Source organism: Pseudomonas sp. MWU13-2100 (assembly GCF_023242365.1).
Classification (GTDB): domain Bacteria; phylum Pseudomonadota; class Gammaproteobacteria; order Pseudomonadales; family Pseudomonadaceae; genus Aquipseudomonas.
Genome location: NZ_JALLIX010000025.1, coordinates 58,441 through 76,534 on the forward strand (window position 1 = coordinate 58,441; position 18,094 = coordinate 76,534).

At 61.9% G+C, this 18,094-nt stretch carries 21 protein-coding genes; 13 read left to right on the forward strand and 8 right to left on the reverse strand.

The genetic code is table 11. The features are described 5' to 3' along the window. Positions 1-77: 77 nt before the first annotated feature. The gene (locus M5B99_RS18070) at positions 78-1,073 is read right to left on the reverse strand and encodes an aldo/keto reductase (RefSeq protein ID WP_248805315.1); all 996 of its coding nucleotides are present in this window, start codon (positions 1,071-1,073) and stop codon (positions 78-80) included. A 105-nt stretch (positions 1,074-1,178) separates the two neighbouring features. Here M5B99_RS18070 and M5B99_RS18075 point away from each other — a divergent pair, with 105 nt between their 5' ends. Beyond that, positions 1,179-2,090 (forward strand): LysR family transcriptional regulator, encoded by a 912-nt coding sequence (locus M5B99_RS18075; protein ID WP_248805316.1) that lies wholly within the window; start codon positions 1,179-1,181, stop codon positions 2,088-2,090. Positions 2,091-2,124: 34 nt separating this feature from the next. On the opposite strand, the gene M5B99_RS18080 is transcribed toward M5B99_RS18075, so the two are convergent. Next, positions 2,125-2,283: a hypothetical protein gene (locus M5B99_RS18080; RefSeq protein ID WP_248796546.1), complete on the reverse strand. Its 159-nt coding sequence runs from the start codon at positions 2,281-2,283 to the stop codon at positions 2,125-2,127. A 167-nt stretch (positions 2,284-2,450) separates the two neighbouring features. Here M5B99_RS18080 and M5B99_RS18085 point away from each other — a divergent pair, with 167 nt between their 5' ends. Continuing rightward, positions 2,451-2,639: a hypothetical protein gene (locus M5B99_RS18085; RefSeq protein WP_100943910.1), complete on the forward strand. Its 189-nt coding sequence runs from the start codon at positions 2,451-2,453 to the stop codon at positions 2,637-2,639. A gap of 2 nt (positions 2,640-2,641) precedes the next feature. On the opposite strand, the gene M5B99_RS18090 is transcribed toward M5B99_RS18085, so the two are convergent. After that, positions 2,642-3,049 carry a fe2+ zn2+ uptake regulation protein gene (locus M5B99_RS18090; RefSeq protein WP_248805317.1) on the reverse strand — a complete coding sequence of 136 codons (408 nt, stop codon included), beginning with the start codon at positions 3,047-3,049 and terminating at the stop codon, positions 2,642-2,644. 332 nt (positions 3,050-3,381) lie between these two features. Between M5B99_RS18090 and M5B99_RS18095 the strand changes: the two genes are divergently transcribed. The 6 genes from M5B99_RS18095 to zapE all read left to right on the forward strand — a co-directional run bounded on the left by M5B99_RS18095 (position 3,382) and on the right by zapE (position 8,345). Then, positions 3,382-4,308, forward strand: coding sequence for a carbon-nitrogen hydrolase family protein (locus tag M5B99_RS18095; RefSeq protein ID WP_248805318.1), 927 nt, complete (start codon positions 3,382-3,384; stop codon positions 4,306-4,308). A 115-nt stretch (positions 4,309-4,423) separates the two neighbouring features. Continuing rightward, positions 4,424-5,206, forward strand: a complete 783-nt coding sequence (locus M5B99_RS18100; RefSeq protein ID WP_248805319.1) for an OmpA family protein — start codon at positions 4,424-4,426, stop codon at positions 5,204-5,206. Between the two features lie 15 nt (positions 5,207-5,221). Next, positions 5,222-5,863, forward strand: a complete 642-nt coding sequence (locus M5B99_RS18105; protein ID WP_248805320.1) for a hypothetical protein — start codon at positions 5,222-5,224, stop codon at positions 5,861-5,863. A gap of 187 nt (positions 5,864-6,050) precedes the next feature. Beyond that, on the forward strand, positions 6,051-6,767 hold the full coding sequence (locus tag M5B99_RS18110; protein ID WP_248805321.1) for a helix-turn-helix transcriptional regulator: 717 nt from the start codon (positions 6,051-6,053) through the stop codon (positions 6,765-6,767). 55 nt (positions 6,768-6,822) lie between these two features. Beyond that, positions 6,823-7,164 (forward strand): nuclear transport factor 2 family protein, encoded by a 342-nt coding sequence (locus M5B99_RS18115; protein WP_248805322.1) that lies wholly within the window; start codon positions 6,823-6,825, stop codon positions 7,162-7,164. A gap of 50 nt (positions 7,165-7,214) precedes the next feature. After that, a complete protein-coding gene (gene zapE, locus M5B99_RS18120; RefSeq protein ID WP_248805323.1) occupies positions 7,215-8,345 on the forward strand; it encodes a cell division protein ZapE in 1,131 nt (376 codons plus the stop codon). Here zapE and M5B99_RS18125 read toward each other — a convergent pair. After that, positions 8,317-9,570: an MgtC/SapB family protein gene (locus M5B99_RS18125; protein ID WP_248805324.1), complete on the reverse strand. Its 1,254-nt coding sequence runs from the start codon at positions 9,568-9,570 to the stop codon at positions 8,317-8,319. The genes zapE and M5B99_RS18125 overlap by 29 nt on opposite strands. Before the next feature lie 258 nt (positions 9,571-9,828). Here M5B99_RS18125 and M5B99_RS18130 point away from each other — a divergent pair, with 258 nt between their 5' ends. Next, positions 9,829-10,743 carry a universal stress protein gene (locus tag M5B99_RS18130; RefSeq protein WP_248805325.1) on the forward strand — a complete coding sequence of 305 codons (915 nt, stop codon included), beginning with the start codon at positions 9,829-9,831 and terminating at the stop codon, positions 10,741-10,743. Positions 10,744-10,811: 68 nt separating this feature from the next. On the opposite strand, the gene M5B99_RS18135 is transcribed toward M5B99_RS18130, so the two are convergent. Together M5B99_RS18135 and fnr are read right to left on the reverse strand one after the other, a co-directional pair. Beyond that, positions 10,812-11,375: a GNAT family N-acetyltransferase gene (locus tag M5B99_RS18135; RefSeq protein ID WP_248805326.1), complete on the reverse strand. Its 564-nt coding sequence runs from the start codon at positions 11,373-11,375 to the stop codon at positions 10,812-10,814. 112 nt (positions 11,376-11,487) lie between these two features. Continuing rightward, complete coding sequence (gene fnr, locus M5B99_RS18140; protein WP_248805327.1) at positions 11,488-12,249, reverse strand: fumarate/nitrate reduction transcriptional regulator Fnr; 762 nt, start codon at positions 12,247-12,249, stop codon at positions 11,488-11,490. Positions 12,250-12,433: 184 nt separating this feature from the next. On the opposite strand from fnr, the gene M5B99_RS18145 reads away from it, so the two are divergent. The 3 genes from M5B99_RS18145 (at position 12,434) to M5B99_RS18155 (ending at position 15,467) form a co-directional block, all read left to right on the forward strand. Beyond that, complete coding sequence (locus M5B99_RS18145) at positions 12,434-13,336, forward strand: universal stress protein (RefSeq protein WP_248805328.1); 903 nt, start codon at positions 12,434-12,436, stop codon at positions 13,334-13,336. Positions 13,337-13,599: 263 nt separating this feature from the next. Beyond that, a complete protein-coding gene (locus M5B99_RS18150) occupies positions 13,600-14,520 on the forward strand; it encodes a universal stress protein (RefSeq protein WP_248805329.1) in 921 nt (306 codons plus the stop codon). A 59-nt stretch (positions 14,521-14,579) separates the two neighbouring features. Continuing rightward, on the forward strand, positions 14,580-15,467 hold the full coding sequence (locus tag M5B99_RS18155) for a universal stress protein (RefSeq protein ID WP_248805330.1): 888 nt from the start codon (positions 14,580-14,582) through the stop codon (positions 15,465-15,467). A gap of 73 nt (positions 15,468-15,540) precedes the next feature. On the opposite strand, the gene M5B99_RS18160 is transcribed toward M5B99_RS18155, so the two are convergent. Continuing rightward, positions 15,541-17,016, reverse strand: coding sequence for a basic amino acid/polyamine antiporter (locus M5B99_RS18160; protein ID WP_248805331.1), 1,476 nt, complete (start codon positions 17,014-17,016; stop codon positions 15,541-15,543). 264 nt (positions 17,017-17,280) lie between these two features. On the opposite strand from M5B99_RS18160, the gene M5B99_RS18165 reads away from it, so the two are divergent. Then, positions 17,281-17,772 (forward strand): GNAT family N-acetyltransferase, encoded by a 492-nt coding sequence (locus M5B99_RS18165; protein ID WP_248805332.1) that lies wholly within the window; start codon positions 17,281-17,283, stop codon positions 17,770-17,772. Positions 17,773-17,840: 68 nt separating this feature from the next. Here the strand turns inward: M5B99_RS18165 and M5B99_RS18170 are convergent, their stop codons facing one another. Further along, positions 17,841-17,981 carry a hypothetical protein gene (locus M5B99_RS18170; protein ID WP_248805333.1) on the reverse strand — a complete coding sequence of 47 codons (141 nt, stop codon included), beginning with the start codon at positions 17,979-17,981 and terminating at the stop codon, positions 17,841-17,843. Positions 17,982-18,094 lie beyond the last annotated feature (113 nt).

The window sequence follows — 18,094 nt, forward strand, 5'->3', positions numbered from 1 at the left end:
GCTAAAAGCTTCGCGGGCAAGCTCCGCTCCCACAGGGCTGCGTTGTGTTCTCGGGACCAGGGGTCACAGGCGGTTACTCAGCGATTGAGGCCCTGCATCACCGCCTCCGGATAGCGCAGCCCGGCGATGGCACCGGCCGGGAAAATCGCTTCCAATACCTGCAACTCGGCGGAGCTCAGCTTCACCTCCAATGCCGCGACGTTCTCTTCCAGGTACTTGCGCTGCTTGGTCCCGGGGATCGGGATCAGGTAGTCGCCCTGGGCCAGGACCCAGGCCAGCGCCAGTTGCCCGGCGGTCACGCCTTTTTCCGCGGCCAACGCCTGCACTTGCTCCACCAGCCGCAGGTTACGGACGAAGTTCTCGCCTTGGAAGCGTGGGCTGAAACGCCGATAGTCATCGGCGGCGAAATCCTCCGGGCTCTTCAACGCACCGGTCAGGAAACCGCGACCCAACGGACTATAGGGCACAAAGGCAATCCCCAGGCGTTGGCAGGCGGCCAGGCAGCCGTTGTCTTCCTGGTCGCGACTCCACAGCGAGTACTCGCTTTGCAAGGCGCTGATCGGATGCACCCGATGGGCCCGCTCCAGGGTCTCGGCCGAGGCCTCGCTCAGACCCAGGTAACGGACCTTGCCGACCTTGACCAGTTCGGCCATGGCGCCGACGGTTTCCTCAATGGCCACCTCCGGATCGATACGGTGCTGGTAGTACAGGTCCAGGGTCTCGATGCCCAATCGCTTGAGGGTGCCGTCGATGGCCGTGCGAATGTACTCCGGCTTGCCGCTGACCCCTCGGTACGCCGGGTTGGCCGGGTCGCGCAGGATGCCGAACTTGCTGGCCAGGAACACCTGCTCGCGTTTGCCGGCGATGGCCTGGCCGATCAGTTCCTCGTTGCTGTGGGGGCCGTACATGTCGGCGGTGTCGAGCAGGGTCACGCCCAGTTCCAAGGCCCGATGCAAGGTGGCGATGGCTTCGCGGGTGTCGTTGCCGGTGGTGTAGAAATCGGTCATGCCCATGCAGCCGAGGCCGATGGCGGAGACCTGTGGACCGTTCTTGCCGAGTTGACGGGTATGCATGGTGTGGCTCCTATGGGATTTCCAACAGTGTGAACCTCGACAAAAGTGCGATAAACCGGCTAAAAGCACTATCACTATTCATTAATTCACAATAATGGAGGGCCGATGGATCGCTTCAATGCCATGCGGGTCTTTACCCGGATCGTCGAACTGGGCGGTTTCGCCAAGGCCGCCGACAGCCTGCAACTGCCTCGCGCTTCGGTGACAGTGCTGGTCAAGCAACTGGAAGCGCATCTGGGCGTGCAGTTGCTGCACCGCACCACCCGCCAGGTCAGTACCACCCTCGATGGCGCGGCCTATTACCAGCGCTGCGTGCGGTTGCTGGCGGACCTTGAGGAAACCGAGGCGGTGTTTTCCACGGCCCGGCAGAATCCGCGCGGTACCCTGCGGGTCGATATGCCGGCGGGTATCGGACGCTTGATCGTGATCCCGGTATTGCCTGAGTTCACCGAGCGTTATCCGCTGATCGAGCTGGAAATCGGCCTGAACGACCGGCCGGTGGACCTGATCCGCGACGGTATCGATTGCGTGCTGCGCGGTGGCCTGGCCCTCGACGATTCGCTGGTGGCGCGGCCGTTGGTGCTGGTCGAGCAAGTGACCTGTGCCAGCCCGGCCTATATCGAACTCATGGGCATGCCGACTTCACTGGCGGACCTGGCGGGGCATCGGATGGTCGAGTATTTTTCCAGTGTGACTGGCAAGCGCTTCGGGCTGGAGTTCCAGCAGGGCGGGCAATTGCAGGCGATCGACCTGCCCAAGCACCTCTCGGTGAGCAGTGCCGACGGTTACCTGGCAGCCTGTGAGGCTGGCTATGGGCTGGTGCAGATTCCCTATTACCACGTGACCGAACAACTGCGCAGTGGTCAGTTGTGCGAAGTGTTGCGCGATTATCCCGCGCCCGGATTGCCGTTGAACGCAATGTATCCGCCGCACCGACAGATGTCGGCGCGGGTACGGGTGTTTGTCGATTGGCTGGTGGAGATCTGTACCCGACCGGGTACCGGGTTTCGGCGCTGAGGGGGCGGCTGATCACCATCCCCGGCAGCCGTGATCAGCGGCGGTAGTAGTGCTCACCACCATAGTAACGATGGTCACCATCATAGTAACGATGGTCATGATCGTGCCAGCCGCCACCATGGGGAAAGATGATGCAACCGCTCAGGGACAGAATGATCAGCAGGGGAATCAGCAGTGTGATTCGACGAAACATGGATAGATCCTCATGGGTGAAGCCGGGAAGCTAAAACATTTCCGCGGCTGTAATATGAGACCCCGTTTGTGTCGTTTCATTCATCGACCTTTGTAGGTCATTGGTATGTATTCTGATACAAGCTGGATACATTGACCGCTTCAGGCTTTAACTTTCAGGAATACCCAATGACTCAATCGCAGCGTCTGAAATACTCGATTCTGATTTCCCTGGTGGTACTGGGGATCATGTTCGGCCTGTCCTATCTGCAAAACACCGGAGTCATCAGCGAGAAGCTGTTCCAGTACATCGCCATTGGCGTGGCGGTGCTCGTGGTAGTGATCAACGGTGTCATGCGTCGCAAGGTCAAGCCCTGAACTCAGCTGTCGAGGTCCGGGGCCTGGGGCTCGGCGTCCTGTAGTTCCAGGGTCGTGATCGCGTCCGGGTGCAGGCTGTAGCTCTTGTCCGCGTTGAGCAGCACGACGCCCTCGCTGCACAGGCGCTTGAGCACCTCGCGCACGCTGAGAAAGGACAGGGGGATACCCAGCTCCAGCAAGTGACTGTGAACCCCGCGCACACCCAGCCGGCGATTGTCTTCGCCGGCACTCAGCAGTGCATCGATGACTTTGAGTCGGATCAGGCTGGTGCGCAAACCGAAGTGTTTGAGCAACTGACGAATACGGTTGTTACCGCTGCGTTCGGCAGGTTTGGCCAACATGGCGCCCGAGCTGTAGGAAGGATCGCGTTGCAAAGAATTACCGTCCGTTGACCTGTGCTGGTCGTACATGCAAAAACTCCTTTTCAGAACCTGATCAGGAATGTGATGTCGGCGCTCCTCGATAAGGACGAGCGAGACGGATAAATCATGAAGCCTCGAATGTAGAAAATTTGTCGATATCGAGTCACAGACAGGTGATGGCACCTGGATATCGCTCAAGTTTCATGTTCAGACGCCTGGATATCCCTGACTTTTCATGTCCAGGCTCGTCTCTACCAGATGCACCTGAGCATTCCTGGCCTGCTATTGATATCGTTCATATCATTCAGTTCTGAAAGTGACTTTATTCATGATCCAGGCTGCCATGACAATCGGCGGCACACTTTCATGGAGTTCACGTCATGCCCAAGTCCATCGTTGCGGCGTTGCAAATCGGTTCCCTGCCGGGCGGCAAGGGAGACACCCTGGAACAGATCCTCGGCTATGAACATGCGATCATCGAGTCCGGCGCCTGTCTGGTGGTGATGCCCGAAGCCCTGCTGGGCGGCTACCCCAAGGGCGAAACCTTCGGTACCCAGTTGGGTTACCGGTTGCCCGAGGGCCGCGAGGCCTTCGCCCGTTATCACGCCAACGCCATCGATGTGCCGGGTGCCGAGACCGACGCCCTGGCACAGTTGTCCGCCCGCACCGGGGCGAGCCTGGTGCTCGGGGTCATCGAGCGCTCGGGGTCTACCTTGTATTGCACGGTGCTGTTCTTCGAACCCCGGGGCGGACTGGTGGCCAGGCATCGCAAGCTGATGCCCACCGGCACTGAGCGGCTGATCTGGGGCAAGGGCGACGGCTCGACCCTGCCGGTGGTGGAGGGCAAGGCCGGGCGCATCGGTGCGGCGGTCTGCTGGGAAAACTATATGCCGTTGCTGCGCACGGCCATGTATGCCAAGGGCGTGGAGGTCTGGTGTGCGCCGACGGTGGATGAGCGGGAGATGTGGCAGGTGACGATGCGCCATATCGCTTGTGAGGGCCGTTGCTTTGTGATCAGTGCCTGCCAGGTTCAGCCTTCGCCGCAGGAGTTGGGCGTCGAGGTGGCCAATTGGCCGGCGGAGCGTGCGTTGATCAACGGTGGCAGTCTGATTGTCGGACCCATGGGCGAGGTGCTGGCCGGACCCTTTGTCGGCCAGGCTGGCCTGCTGACCGCGCAGATCGACACCGAGCAACTGGTCCGCGCCCGTTATGACTTCGATGTCACCGGCCACTACGCCCGCCCGGATGTGTTCGAGTTGCAGGTCGATGAGCGGGCCAAACCTGGCGTGCGTTTTATCCAGGACTGATCCGCGCAACCACCGCCGTTATATTGACGGTCTACAACTATTACCTACACTTGAATAGCACCTGCTACAGCATTTTTCGCAGTCCGTTGGTTTTCCTACGTTAAGGAGAAGACAAATGGCTCGCTCGAAAAAATGGTGGTGGGGTTTACCGTTGCTTGCTTTGCTGTGGTTGGCTGCTCTTTGGATAACAACGCCTGAAGTCGAACAGGATTTGCAGACCCGCGTGGGGAGTGCAATTGATAGTGCTCCCGTTGCTGTCGCAGGACGTGACGTGACCCTGCCCAATGCAACATCGAAAACCCGTGACATGGCCGATCAAACCTATGGTGTCAGGCAGGTTGTCGGCACCCTGGGCGACCTGCCCGTGGCCCCGGCCGATAGCAATGTCGGCCGCCCTCCCGAAGTTGTCCCGCCCGCGCCGCCCGCTCCGGTCGTACCGCCGACCAGCGTTGTCGATGAGCCCCCGGCCAATCTGCAAAGTTCAGCCGCTGCCATGGATGCCAAGGCCTGCGAACAACAGTTCGCCGCTGCGTTGAGTCAATACAAAGTGCTGTTCGACACGGCCCAGGCCATCTTGTCACCGGCTTCGCAAACGGCCTTGGATGCGCTGGTGGCCACCGCCAGACAATGTCCCGACGAGCAGTTCGAAGTCGATGGCTACACCGACAACACCGGCAAGACGGCGTTCAACCTGGCGCTTTCCACGCGCCGGGCCGAAGCCGTGGTGGCTTATCTGGCGCAACATGGTGTCACCCCGGAACACCTGAAAGCCGCCGGATTTGGCGAGGCTGATCCGGTGGCGTCGAACGATACGCCGCAGGGTCAGGCACAAAATCGGCGGATAGAAATAAAGGTAACTGACGGCAATGCTGTGACTGCCCCGACTGATGCTAAATAACCAGGAGCAACCATCATGAGTTATTTACTTGAACAGTATTGGGGCTGGATGCTGGTGGCCGGGATCCTCGGCTTGCTGGTGGGCTGGCTCGCCAGTCAGACCGCGCGTCATGTCCACTGGGTCGCCGGTTGGTTGCATGCGGCGTTATGGGTTTTTGCCGTCGGTGTGCTGGTCGCCCTGCTCAAGTTGTTACCGGGGCGTGCCGGGTTATGGCTGGAAATTGCCTTGTTGTTGTTTGTGGCTTACCTGGTTGGTTGCTGGCTTAGTGCCTGGATTCGTTCCATGCTGGCGGCCGATGTCGCCACCAGCAGCGCCGGCTCGCGGCCTGGCACCCGGGCGGCGGAAACCGATGCTGCTGGCGCGGGCAACCGTCCGCTGGTCATGGAAAAACCCACGGGGACCCTCGATAACCTGAAGTTGATTTCAGGGGTGGGCCATAAGAATGAAGCGCTGCTGCATGAGCTGGGCATCTACCGATTTTCCCAGATCGCCCAATGGACCGATCCGCAGGTGCACTGGATAGAGCATTACTTCAGCTTTCCCGGGCGGGTCGAGCGCGAGGATTGGCGAGGTCAGGCGCGGATACTGGCGCAAGGCATTGAAACCGAGTTTGCCAAGCGGGTGAGAAGGGGCGAGGTCGATACGTCTGAAGATTGAGGCCCCGATACCCGGCGTCCCGACCAGCCCGCTCGCCACAAGCCCGCGTTCGCGTCAACGTTCGGGTATCTGGCCTTGCTCCGCAATGCCAGGGCGCTGAGTGCATCCAGGCCACTGCGCTCCTGACAATTGCTGACAGGGGGCTCTGCTAAACTGCACGCCCCCATTCGGCCAGAGCTTGCCCACCGTGTCCCGCACTTCGCGTTTACTGACCTTGCTTCAGGTACTGCGCGCCAAGAGCCGTCCGACCACCGCCGCGGCCCTGGCTTGTGAGCTGGAAGTTTCCGAGCGCACGGTCTATCGCGATATCGCCGAGCTCACGGCCCTCGGCGCGCCGATCCAGGGCGAGGCGGGCGTCGGCTACGTCCTGCGCAGCGGTTTGTTCCTGCCACCGCTGATGCTCAATGCCGATGAAACCGAGGCCATCGTCCTCGGCCTGCAATATGTCGATCAACGGGGTGATGAGGTGTTGAGCAAGGCCGCTTCCGATGCCCTGGCCAAGATCGCCGCGGTGCTGGCGCCAGCCGCCCAGGAGGCCCTGCGCAATCCGACCCTGCTGCCGGGGCCGCGGGGTTATGGCTACCCGGACAATGCGGTGCCGTTGAATGTGTTTCGCCAGGCCATCCGTGACCAGGCCAAGTTGCATATCGACTACGCCGACGTGAACCGGGTGCCCAGCCAGCGACTGATCTGGCCTCTGGCCCTGGGCTTTATGAACGAGGCGCGGGTGGTGGTCGCCTGGTGTGAGTTGCGCCAGGCCTTGCGGACCTTTCGCACCGACCGCATCGCCACGGCCCGCGAGCAGGGCGAGCGTTATCCGGGCCGGCGCAGCGACCTGCTAAGGCAATGGCGCAAGCTGTTCGACCAGGACGAACACGAGCGCTTCACTCCTGACAAGAACTGACGGAGCCCTGTACTAGGATGGCTCCACCTTCTACCAGCAAGGAGCTGTGAACAGCATGACCATTCAAACTTCGGTGCTCGCCCCGGCCATCGAGGCCTATATCAGCGCTGCCAATGCCCGCGACAGTTCGGCGGTGGCGAGTTTCTTCGCCGAGGACGCGAATGTCTTCGACGAAGGCCATCATCGGGTCGGCACCCTCGCCATCGCCCAGTGGATGGATGAAACCGCACGTAAATACCAGCCACGGGTCGAAGTCCTGGACGTGGCCCAACGCACCGGCAAAGTGCTGGTCAAACAGTTGGTCTCAGGGACTTTTCCCGGCGGTTCGGTGGAGTTGCGCTACGTGTTCCGGCTCAACGAGCAGGGCAAGATCGCCCGGTTGGATATTTCCCTCTAGGACAAGCTGGCATACTGCACGGCCTCCCGGTTGCGAGCCTGCACGACGCCATGACTGTCGATTCTCCCCTGAGTGCCTACCGCGCTGCCGTCGAGCAGCGCGGCTTTCTCCATGACCAGGCCCAATGGCAGGCGGTGCAGGCCTTGCAGCGCTGCCACGAGGCGTTGCACCAGGGCCAGGTGCCCAAGGGCGTTTATCTCTGGGGGCCGGTCGGGCGCGGCAAGACCTGGTTGATGGATCAGTTCCACCAGACCTTGCGCGTGCCGTCGCGGCGCCAGCATTTCCATCATTTCATGGGCTGGGTCCACCAGCGTTCGTTCCAGCTCAGCGGCATCGCCGACCCGCTGCGGGCCCTGGCCCGTGAGCTGGCCGTGGAGATCCGGGTGCTGTGTTTCGATGAGCTGTTTGTCAACGATATCGGCGATGCGATCATCCTCGGACGGCTGTTCCAGGTGATGTTCGACGAGGGCGTGGTGATCGTCGCCACTTCCAATCAGCCACCACAGAAGCTCTATGCCGATGGTTTCAACCGCGAGCGTTTCCTGCCGGCGATCGCTGCCATCGAGCAGCATATGGACGTGGTCGATGTCGATGGCGGCGAGGATCATCGCCTGCATCCGGGGGCCGGTGTACAGCGTTACTGGGTCGAACCCGAGGGGCCGTCGGCTCCGCTTGCCGAAGCGTTCAAGGCGCTGACCGCCGGGCAACCGCTGTCTGCTGAACCGGTCGCCATGGGCTATCGGACCCTGGCGGTGCTGCGGGCCTCGCCGACGGTGCTCTGGTGCCGCTATGCCGAGCTGTGCGAGCAGCCCCTGGCGGCCATGGACTTCATGGCGCTGTGTGATCGTTACACGGCGATTTTCCTCAGCGAGGTGCCCAACCTCAGTGCCCGCCAGCGTCCCGGGCGGATCGCCCGCGGCACCGAGGACGCGGCGCGGCGTGTCGATGCCGGCGACCGCGAGTTGCCGCAATTGTCGGTCCATGACGATAGCGTTCGGCGCTTCATTGCCCTGGTGGACGAGTGCTACGACCGCAAGGTGCCGCTGTATATCGCCGCCCAGGTGCCGCTGGATGAGCTGTACACCGAAGGTTACCTGGCATTCCCGTTTCGCCGCACCCTCAGCCGTTTGCGCGAGATGCAGTTGCAGCGCTTCACCCCGGTATCAGCCAGCCCTGAATAAGCGTGCCGGCCCACAAGGCCAGCAGGATCAGCAATTGCGCCGGCACCACCTGCCGGGCGAAGGCCGCGCCGCCGCTGGACCAGGCCATCACACACTTGGACAGGGTATTGGTACCGAAGGCCGCCAGAATCGGCCATCGGGCGCTTTCGGCCAGCAGTTGGCCGGATTTGACCAGCGCGGCCACCGACGCCGAGGCCGAGTGGACATCGGCCAGGCCGCCCAGCATCGAGGCGGCAAACAATCCGGAGATGCCAAATCGGGCCTGCAGGGCGCTGGTCACGAAAAACAGGCTTGAGATACCGGTTGCGACCATCAGCGTCAATTTGAGGTTGAAGGCATGCCCGACATTTATCGGTTGGCCGATCTGCGTGTCTGTGGAGTTCACCAGCCGCAGTGTATAGGACAAGGTCACCGCGCTGCCCAGCAGGAAGGGTAACCAGAGCCGGACAAGAGTGGCCGGGCTGATGGCGCTCAACACCAGGCTGAGCAGGATTGTCGTGGCCAGGTTCGAGAGGATCGCCGCGGTGGCGGCCTGTTGCATAAGCTCGGGTTGCTGGCGCGCGCGGCTGCCCATGGCGGCGATAGTCGCGGTGCTCGACACGAAGCCGGAGGCGATTGCGGCCAGGCTCAACCCGTACCGGGCACCCAATACCCGAATGGCGACATGCCCGAGGGCGCTGACCCCCATTATCAGTACCGTCAGCAGACAGATCGAGCGGGGGTTGATGGCCTGATAGGGCCCGATGAACGCATTGGGCACCAGGGGCATGATCACCAGGGCGGCGGTGGCCAGGATCAGCCCATCCTTGACTTCGGTTTCGCTCAACTGGTTCAGTGCGAAGCGGTGCAGGCTCTGTCGGAAGTTCAGCAACAGCGTCAGGATCACCGCCAGGGCCACCGCCAATCCGGCCTTGCTGTTGCACAAGGCGCCCAGCAGCAGGACCAGCAGCAGGGCGACCCCGGTGGTCATGCCGGGGTCCTCGCTGCGCCGCTTGAAGTAGGCCATGCTGGCGAGCATCGCCAGGGCCAGGGTCAGGGCGCTGAGCAGCAAGGGACCGCCGAGCAGCAGGCCGACATAGCCGAGCAGGGAGGTCAGGGCGAAGGTGCGCAGGCCGGCGAAGCGGCGGTCCGCTCCCTCGCCTTTCTTGCGTTCGCGTTCGAAGCCGACCAGCAGGCCCAGGCCCAGGGCCGAGGCCAGGTTGGTGGCATGAATCAAGGTTTCCATACTGCGGACCCCAGTGTGTTCGCTCAGAGTGACGTCTGGCGGGCAGCAGGCATTTGATATTCATCAAGGCGCTGAACGGACAAGGTCATCTTTGGCTGATTTCATCCGAGGAGGTGCCTTGACGTAAATCAAGCTCGTGGGGCCAGCGCGCTTCATCATGAACGCACTGTCTCGATCTCCCTGTGAAGGTGAGATTTGCCCGGTGGTATTTGAATCCATGCCACTGTGGGCCGGGAATCTGCTGCCCAGAGGTGCGCCATGTCCGACTACCACCGTATTCTTTTATTGGCTCCCGCCGAGATGAACCGCAGCCCCGCGTTCGAGCGGGCCACCGAGCTGGCCCTGTCCAGCGGGGCCGCCCTGCATATCCTGGCCTTCGACTATGTGCCGACCCTTGACATGGCCACGCTGTTCGACCAGAAGGCCATGACCCAGGCCCGCGAGGGCTACCTGGACCTGCATCGGCGCTGGCTGCGCCAGGAGACGGATCACCTGCGGGGCCGGGGCCTGGATGTAAGCTGCAATATTTTCTGGCGCCATCATCCGTTGCAAGCGATCCTTGAGTACGTCCGTGACCTGGATATCGACCTGCTGATCAAGGATGTTCATCTGGAGTCGGGGCTCAAGCGCCTGTTCGCCACGCCGCTTGACTGGCAGTTGTTGCGCGATTGCCCGGTTCCAGTGCATCTGGTGGCCAGTCATAGTCAGGCGTTGCCGCGCCATGTCCTGGTGGCGGTGGATTTAGGCAGGGAACAGTCCGAGGAGTGTTTCAACGACAGGCTGGTCCAGGCCGGGCAGGTGTTTGCCCGCCAATGCGCGGCGACGTTCAGCCTGGTGCATGTGCATGACAAGTCCCGTTCCTATGTCCACGAGATGGGCTGGGGTACCTTGCCGATGGCCGAGGGGCTGGAAATGGCCAGCCGTGCCAATGAGCAGCAGGGATTCAAGGTCCTGGCGGAGCGCAACGGGGTCGAGAAGAACCAGCGACATTTCCTCACGGGGGCGGTGATCGAGAGCCTTGGTGCCTTCGTCGAGCACAACGCGGTGGATGTCATGGTGATGGGCACCCGCCACTCCCACGGCCTGGACAGTATCCTCGGCAGCACGGCGGAAAATGTCCTGTATCGCAGTACGTGCAGTCTCCTGACTCTGAGTCCGGAGTACCAGGGCTGAAAAAAATGCCCCTGGCGCGGACCGGGAAATACGCTCCGCGCCAGGGGCTCTCGTTCAGTCTTACAGCCTTACAGCGACAGCCGATGAATCACCTGGGTCGCGTCGTCGGGGTCGCGTTCGCGACTGAAGTGCAGGTCGTCGGCCAGTTGGCGCATGTGCACATTGGACGCACTGTCGATGGAGTACATCTGGGTAAAATTGTTTTTCCGGGCCGCTTCGATCAGATGCTTCATCAGGAGCGTGCCCAGGCCGCGGTGTTGCCAGTCATCGGCGACGGTAATGGCGCACTCGCATTCGTGCTCGGCGCCCGAGGCGGCATAACGGCTGATCCCCACTTCACGCAACTGGCCATTGTCATGGGCCAGGGCCACGTAGGCCACGCGGTTGTGGGTGTCGACATTCATCAGTTGGTTCATCAGGACGGGGCTGGGATCGACGATTTCGCCGAGAAAGCGCTGGTGGCGCGATTCCGGGGACAGGCGCTGGATAAAGGCCTTTTCCCGCTCGCGGTCCTCGACACGCAGGGGCCGGATCAGGACATGGGTACCGTCCTGCAGGGCTTCGATCCAGTGTTCGCCTGTCACCGAGGAAAAGTCGGGCAGGTTCAGGGCGGGGCTATTGAGGTCGGGCATGATCAGAACTCCTCGAACAGGTACGGTCGTGGGCCGGTATCGGTGTTCTGTTTTTACGCCACGGCGGGTGCCCGCGCTTGATTCAAGTCAAGCAGGGGCACAACTTGCCTGGCTACAACGGGGTGCCGTGCTGTCCGCAACCGGCGATCAGTGCCTTCAAGCCCATCGGGTCAAGGATCTTCACTTCCCGTGCGTGGACCTCCAGCAGGTTCAGCTCCCGCAGCCGGGCGATCCCGCGGCTGATGGTTTCCAGGCGCAGGCCCAGGTAGGAGCCGATTTCTTCGCGGCGCATGCGCAGGATGAAGCTGTACGGCGAGTAGCCGCGCAGGGACAAGCGTTGCGAGAGGTTGAGGAAGAACGCCGCCAGGCGCTCGTCCGAGTTCATATTGCCCATCATCAGCAGCAGGCTGTGGTCCCTGACGATTTCCCGGCTCATCAGTTTGTTCAGGTTGTGCTGCAGGGAGGGCAGGTCCCGGGACAAACGCTCCAGCTGCGAAAAATGGATCGGGCAGACTTCACTGTCCTCCAGTGCCACGGCATTGCAGGCGTGGCGGTCTTCGCTGATGGCATCCATGCCGAGCATTTCCCCGGTCATCTGGAAACCGGTGACCTGCTCGCGACCATCCTCCGAGGTCAGGGTGGTCTTGAAAAACCCCAGGCGTACCGCGTACAGGGCGTGCAGCGGATCGCCCTGGCGGTAGAGGGTGTTACCTTTCTTGATCTTGACGCGCTGGACGATCAGGTCGTCCAGACGTTTGACTTCGGAGTCGTTCAAACCCAGTGGCAGGCACAGTTCCAGCACGCTGCAATTGGCACAGGCGGATTTCAGGCCCAAGGGTTTGAGATTGAGCTTGAGTTTTTCGCTATTGTCCACGGGGAGTTCCTCTGTGTCGGCGGTTAGAGGGCATCCAAATCGGGGAGGAACACCGATAAAACAGGCGCCGTCGGCTCAGATTAGCAGGTGTAGCGGGTTGTTTGAGATAAATCAAGCGAGCGGTCTGGAAGTGAGGCGATGGTAAGTCGTGGATTGTCCATCGTTCCCTTCTGGAGCCCCCGTCATGAGCGACTATCAACGCATTCTGCTGATTACCGATACCCACTGCCAGGCGACCCCCGCCCTGCACCGCGCGGCGACCCTGGCGCGAGCCTGCAAGGCGGCTGTGCACCTGGTGCTCTTCGACTTTGTCGAGTCCATCGCGGCCATGACCCTGTTCAACCACGGCGCCGGTACCCTGGCCCGGGAAGGCTATCTGGACAAAAAACGTGAAAAACTCGCCGAACTGGCCCACAGCCTCACCAACCAGGGCCTGGAGGTGAGCTACGACGTGGTCTGGTCGCAACATCCCCATGCGGCGATTCGTGACTACGTCAAGGACATCGCGGTCGACCTGGTGGTCAAGGACCTGCAGATCGAGTCGCAACTCAAATGCGCGCTGCTCGGCCCCACCGACTGGCACCTGGTGCGCCAGTGCAGCAAGCCGGTGATGCTGGTCCGGCACGATGCGCCACCGCGGCCGAAGAATTTCGTCGCGGCGGTGGCCCTGGAGAATGTCGGCGACGGTGAAAGCACCCGCGACGACCAGGTGATTCGCCTGGCCAGCGAACTGGCGATGATCTGCGACGCGGACCTGGAACTGCTGCACGCCTGCGATATTATCGCCGGTTATGAGTTGATGCAGGAATACCCTTGGGATTCGGACGCCGCGGCGGCCCTGCAGAAATTGCGCAGCCAGGCTTTCGATGACCTGGCCAGGGCGCATCAGGTCCCCGGTCGCCGCCGGCATTTCCTGTTGGGGCAGGCGATCCAGCGGGTGGAGGAGTTTGTCCGCGAACGTGAGGTGGACACCCTGGTCATCGGCCGCTCCCAGGCCGATGCCTTTCCCTGGCTGGGCAGCTTTGCCGAGTCGCTGTTGTCACAGCCCCCTTGTTCCGTGCTGACCCTCGGTACCGACTCGCTCTGAGCCTTGCATCCGGCGGCCGCCGCCCGGAGCGAGGCGGCGGTCGGCCTGTTCTGGCGGGCCTTGATCGAGTCGACGTCGATGAAGGTGCCGGCGAGCACGCCGGCAAGCCATCGGCGCTTGATGTAAATCAAGGGCCTGTCTGCCGGGCACCGCAGAATCGGAGATGACCGATTCTCTTTCGGGTGGCCACCTTCAATCCTTGTCTTGTGAAGTCGTTGCCCGCTACCCGGTGCGCTCGACAGGGCGTGCCTTGGAGGTGTTCCTTGTCTTCACGTCCACGTTTACTCCTGGTTGCTCCGGCCGACATGACCCATAGCCCGGCCTTTGACCGGGCCCTGGCGCTGGCCAAGGCCATGAACGCCACGCTGACGGTAGTGGCCTTCGTCTATCTCGATGGGTTGCAACAGCTTGATCTGCTCGACGCCGACCGGCAGGAGGAGATTCGCGAGGTCTATCTGCAGCGCTATCGCCAATGGCTGGAGCAGGAGGCCGAGGTCATGCGCGGCGAGGGGATCGAGGTGACGACCGAGGTCAAGTGGGACCAGTCGTCGCTGAGTGCCTTGTCCGGTTACGTGCGTTCGCAGCATCCGGATCTGCTGATCAAGGATGTCCATCAGGAGTCGGCCCTCAAGCGGATTTTCTTTACCCCGCTGGACTGGCGTCTGCTCTGCGACAGCCGGGCGCCGATCCACCTGGTCACCGCCCAGGGCATGCCCATGCCGCGCAAGGTACTGGCCTGCGTCGATGTGCTGCGCGACGATGTCGCGACGCGGGAACTCAACGACCGGATCATCGACCAGGCCGCGCGCTTCGCCACGCACTGCAAGAGCCCGTTGCATCTGCTCGGGGTGTATGACTGGACGGCCCTGTATGTCGCCGATATCGGTATCGGCAAGGTGCCGGTTTCGGTCAGCCCCAGCTATGACGAGCGCAAGGCCAAGTTCCTGCATCTGGCTGACAAACATGCCCTGCACAAGGACAACCGGCATTTCATTGTCGGCACTCCGGGAAAGGCCATTGTCGAGTTTGTCGGCCAGGATGTCTTTGACGTGCTGGTCATCGGCACCGTGACCCATCGTTCGTTAAACAAGCTGTTGGGCAGCACGACTGAAAGCCTGTTGTATCAACCGCCCTGCAGCCTGCTGGTGATCAAGCCGGTCGAACTGCCGGATTTCGCCCAGTAAATCGAAGAACAGTGAGCGGCTGTCCGGCGCTCCGAACGTCCTGCCCATGGAGGTGTGTCATGAGTCAATACCAGCGCCTGCTGCTGATCACCGATCAGCACCTGCCCCATTCCCCGGCTGCCAAGCGTGCCGCCGCCTTGGCGGCGGCCAGCGGCGCGGCCTTGCATATCACCGCGCTGGTCCAGCCACCGCCGCGCGTGCACCTGATCGAAGCGGGCATGGATGAGCCGGCCCGTGCCGCGTACTTGGATAAATACCGGGTCTGGCTGCAAGGTGCGACCGAAAGCTTGCGCGACAGCGGCCTGCAACTGACCACCGAAGTGCTCTGGACCACCCAGCCGTTGCGCGACATCCTGGTTCACGCCGATGAGATCAAGCCTGACCTGCTGATCAAGGACGTCTACCTGGAGCCGCTGCTCAGACGGGTCTTTACCACTCCCTTGGATTGGCAGCTGTTGCAGGAAAGCCCGGTGCCAGTGCACCTGGTCAACCAGATTGCCTCGGCGTTGCCCCGCAGGGTAGTGGCGGCTGTCGACACCTCCACAGGGGACGAAGGCATCACCGAGTTCAATCGCAAGATCATCCGAGAGGCCGAAGCCCTGGCGCTGCAATGCGACGCCGAGCTGCACTTGCTGTATGCCTACGATTTGTCGCCGGCGTTCATGGCCGACCCCAGCGTGACCGTGGTCTGGATCGATGAGCTGCGGGCCGCCTTGCTCGAGCCGTTCACCCGGCTGGCGGACGACTATGGCGTGCCGGCCGAGCGTCGGCATTTCCTGATGGGCTCGCCAGTGGGGGTGATTACTGACTATGTCCAGGACAATGAGATCGACGTAGTGGTGATGGGGTCGGTCCAGCCCAAGGGCCTGGGCAAGCTGATCGGTGATACTACCGAGCGGACCCTGCTGATTCCCGAATGCAGTGTGCTGACGGTCAAGCCTGACTGAGCGCGGCGCACACTGAAAAGCCCCTTGCCGGTGACCGGCAAGGGGCTTTTTCATGTCACCACTCAAGCAAGAGTCAGAGGCTTAACAAGCCCTGCCAAAGCATCCAGGCGGCCACCGCGGCGGCCAGCCAGATCAGTACCAGCAGGCCCTTGGCGAAGCCGTTGAGCGGTTTGCGCTGTGGGGTCAGCAGGTAGATCAGCGAGCCCGGGGCGTAGAGCAAGGCGCTGAGCAGCAGGTACTTGGGACCGGCCGCGTACAACAGCCAGAAGCAGTAGACGCTGGCCACCAGGGAAATCGCCAGGTCGCGGCCACTCAGGCTGTCGCGCCCGCTCTGGCCACGGTCCAGCCAGCTGACCTTGAGGGCGTAGAGGCCGCTGAACAGATAAGGCAGCAGGATCATCGAGGTGGCCAGGGAAATCAGTGCCAGGTAGGTGGCGTTCGCATACAGCGTGAGGATCAGGAACAGCTGAATGCAACCGTTGGTGACCCACAGTGCATTGGCCGGTACGCCCTGGCCGTTTTCCTTGGACAACACCTTTGGCATCACACTGGCCTTGGCCGGGCTGAACAGGGACTCGGCCGAGAGCAGGGTCCAGGCCAGCAGGGCGCCGCCCACGGAAACCATCAGGCCCAGGCTGATCATCATGCCGCCCCATGGGCCGGCGATGGCTTGCAGCACACCGGCGGTGGAGGGGTTTTTCATGGCCGCCAGTTCGGGCTGGCCGAGGATGCCCAGTGACAGCAGCGAGACCGAGATCAGCAACAACAAGGTAATGGCGAAGCCAATGATGGTGGCCCGTCCGACATTGACCCGTTCCGCCGCCCGGGCGGAATAGACATTGGCGCCTTCGATACCGATAAAGACCCAGACGGTGACCAGCATGGTGCTCTTGACCTGGTCGAGAATCGAGCCCAGGGCCGGTGCTCCCCAGAAGCCGGCAACGAAGGTGTCGGGATGAAAAGCGAGCGCGGCGCAGCCGACAAACACCAGGATCGGCACGATCTTGGCAATGGTGGTGATGGCATTGGCCCGCGCTGCGGTGCGTATGCCGCGCAGGATCATGAAGTGCATCGCCCAGAGCAGCAGCGAGGCGGCAATGATCGCCACCTTGTTGTTACCGTCGCCGAAGGCCGGGAAAAAATAGCTGGCGGCGGCGAACAGGATGACCAGGTAGCCGACGTTGCCGATCCAGGCGCTGATCCAGTAGCCCCAGGCCGAGTTGAAGCCGACGAAGTCACCGCCCAGGGCCTTGGCGTAGGCGAAAACGCCGTTGTCCAGTTCCGGCTTGCGGTTGGACAGCATCTGGTAGACCAGGGCCAGGGACAGCATGCCGACCCCGGTGACCAGCCAACCGATCAGGATCGCGCCGGCACCGGCACCGGCCGCCATGTTCTGGGGCAGGCTGTAGGCGCCGCTGCCGATGATCGAGCCCACTACCAGGGCGATCAACAGGCTCAGGGACAAGCGCGCCGCCTGCGCGACAGTCGCCGGTTTTGTCGAGGGCGTAGTCGCGCCAGGGGATGAACTCTGTTGCAAGGGCGTTGCCATGATGACACCTCCAGGATCGTGACGAAACGGAACGTCCGAGTGCACCGATCAGCAACGGTGCCTCGGTCTGAACGCATGGGGTGAATGTCTGCCCATGCGGGCCCGAAGCTGTTGATCTTTATCAAGGCATGGATGGATAGGTATTCAGGTACCGCGCAGCAGGGACCGGCGCATGAATTTTCTTCCTTTTCCCGTGTCGGGCGTGGTTACAATCAGGCTTCTGACACGCAAGAGCTCCCTTTAATGGTTTCGCCGAGGACTGACATGGACGTTGCAGACATACTGGTATTGCAAGCGAGTTACACCAACCCGGTGCATGCCGAGGCCATCGGACTGGTGCTCAATCACTATGCCGAAGACCCGATGGGCGGTGGCCGGAGCCTGGCGCCGGACGTGTTGCAACAATTGCCCGGCGAACTGGCCAAACGGCCCCATGCCTTCAGCGTGCTGGCCTTTGTCGGTGGTGAGCCGGCCGGGCTGGTGAACTGCTTCGAAGGCTTTTCCACCTTTGCCTGCCGGCCCCTGGTGAACGTGCATGACGTCGCGGTGATGAGCCAGTTTCGCGGCCTGGGGTTGAGCCAGAAGATGCTGCAGAAGGTCGAGGATATCGCTCGTCAGCGCGGTTGCTGCAAGATCACCCTCGAGGTACTGGAAGGCAACGGCGTGGCCCAGGCCTCCTACAGGAAGTTCGGCTTCAGTGGTGCGCAACTCGATCCGGAACACGGCCAGATGCTGTTCTGGAGCAAATACCTGTAGTCCCGTTCCTGGCCCTGGAGCTGGCAATCAAGGCCGAGTCAGATTACCCGAGCGCGATGGCACTGGATTCAACCTTCGCCGCCGCTCACCTGAAAACCTTCGAACCGCGCAAAATCGGCGGCAAGTAGCCGTTGCTGGAGCAGGAAAGGGCCCTCAGGGAGATCCAGGCGTGCAAGGGCGGCAGCGCCCGCCTGGCGTTGCAGATACATTGCAGCGTCATCGACCTGGCGTCGGCGCAGAAGCACTTTTTCCCGATGTCTTGAGGCCTTGCGGTCGTATCCCGATACCGCCAGGGGCAGGAGGTGTTGGTGTTAGCTGATGG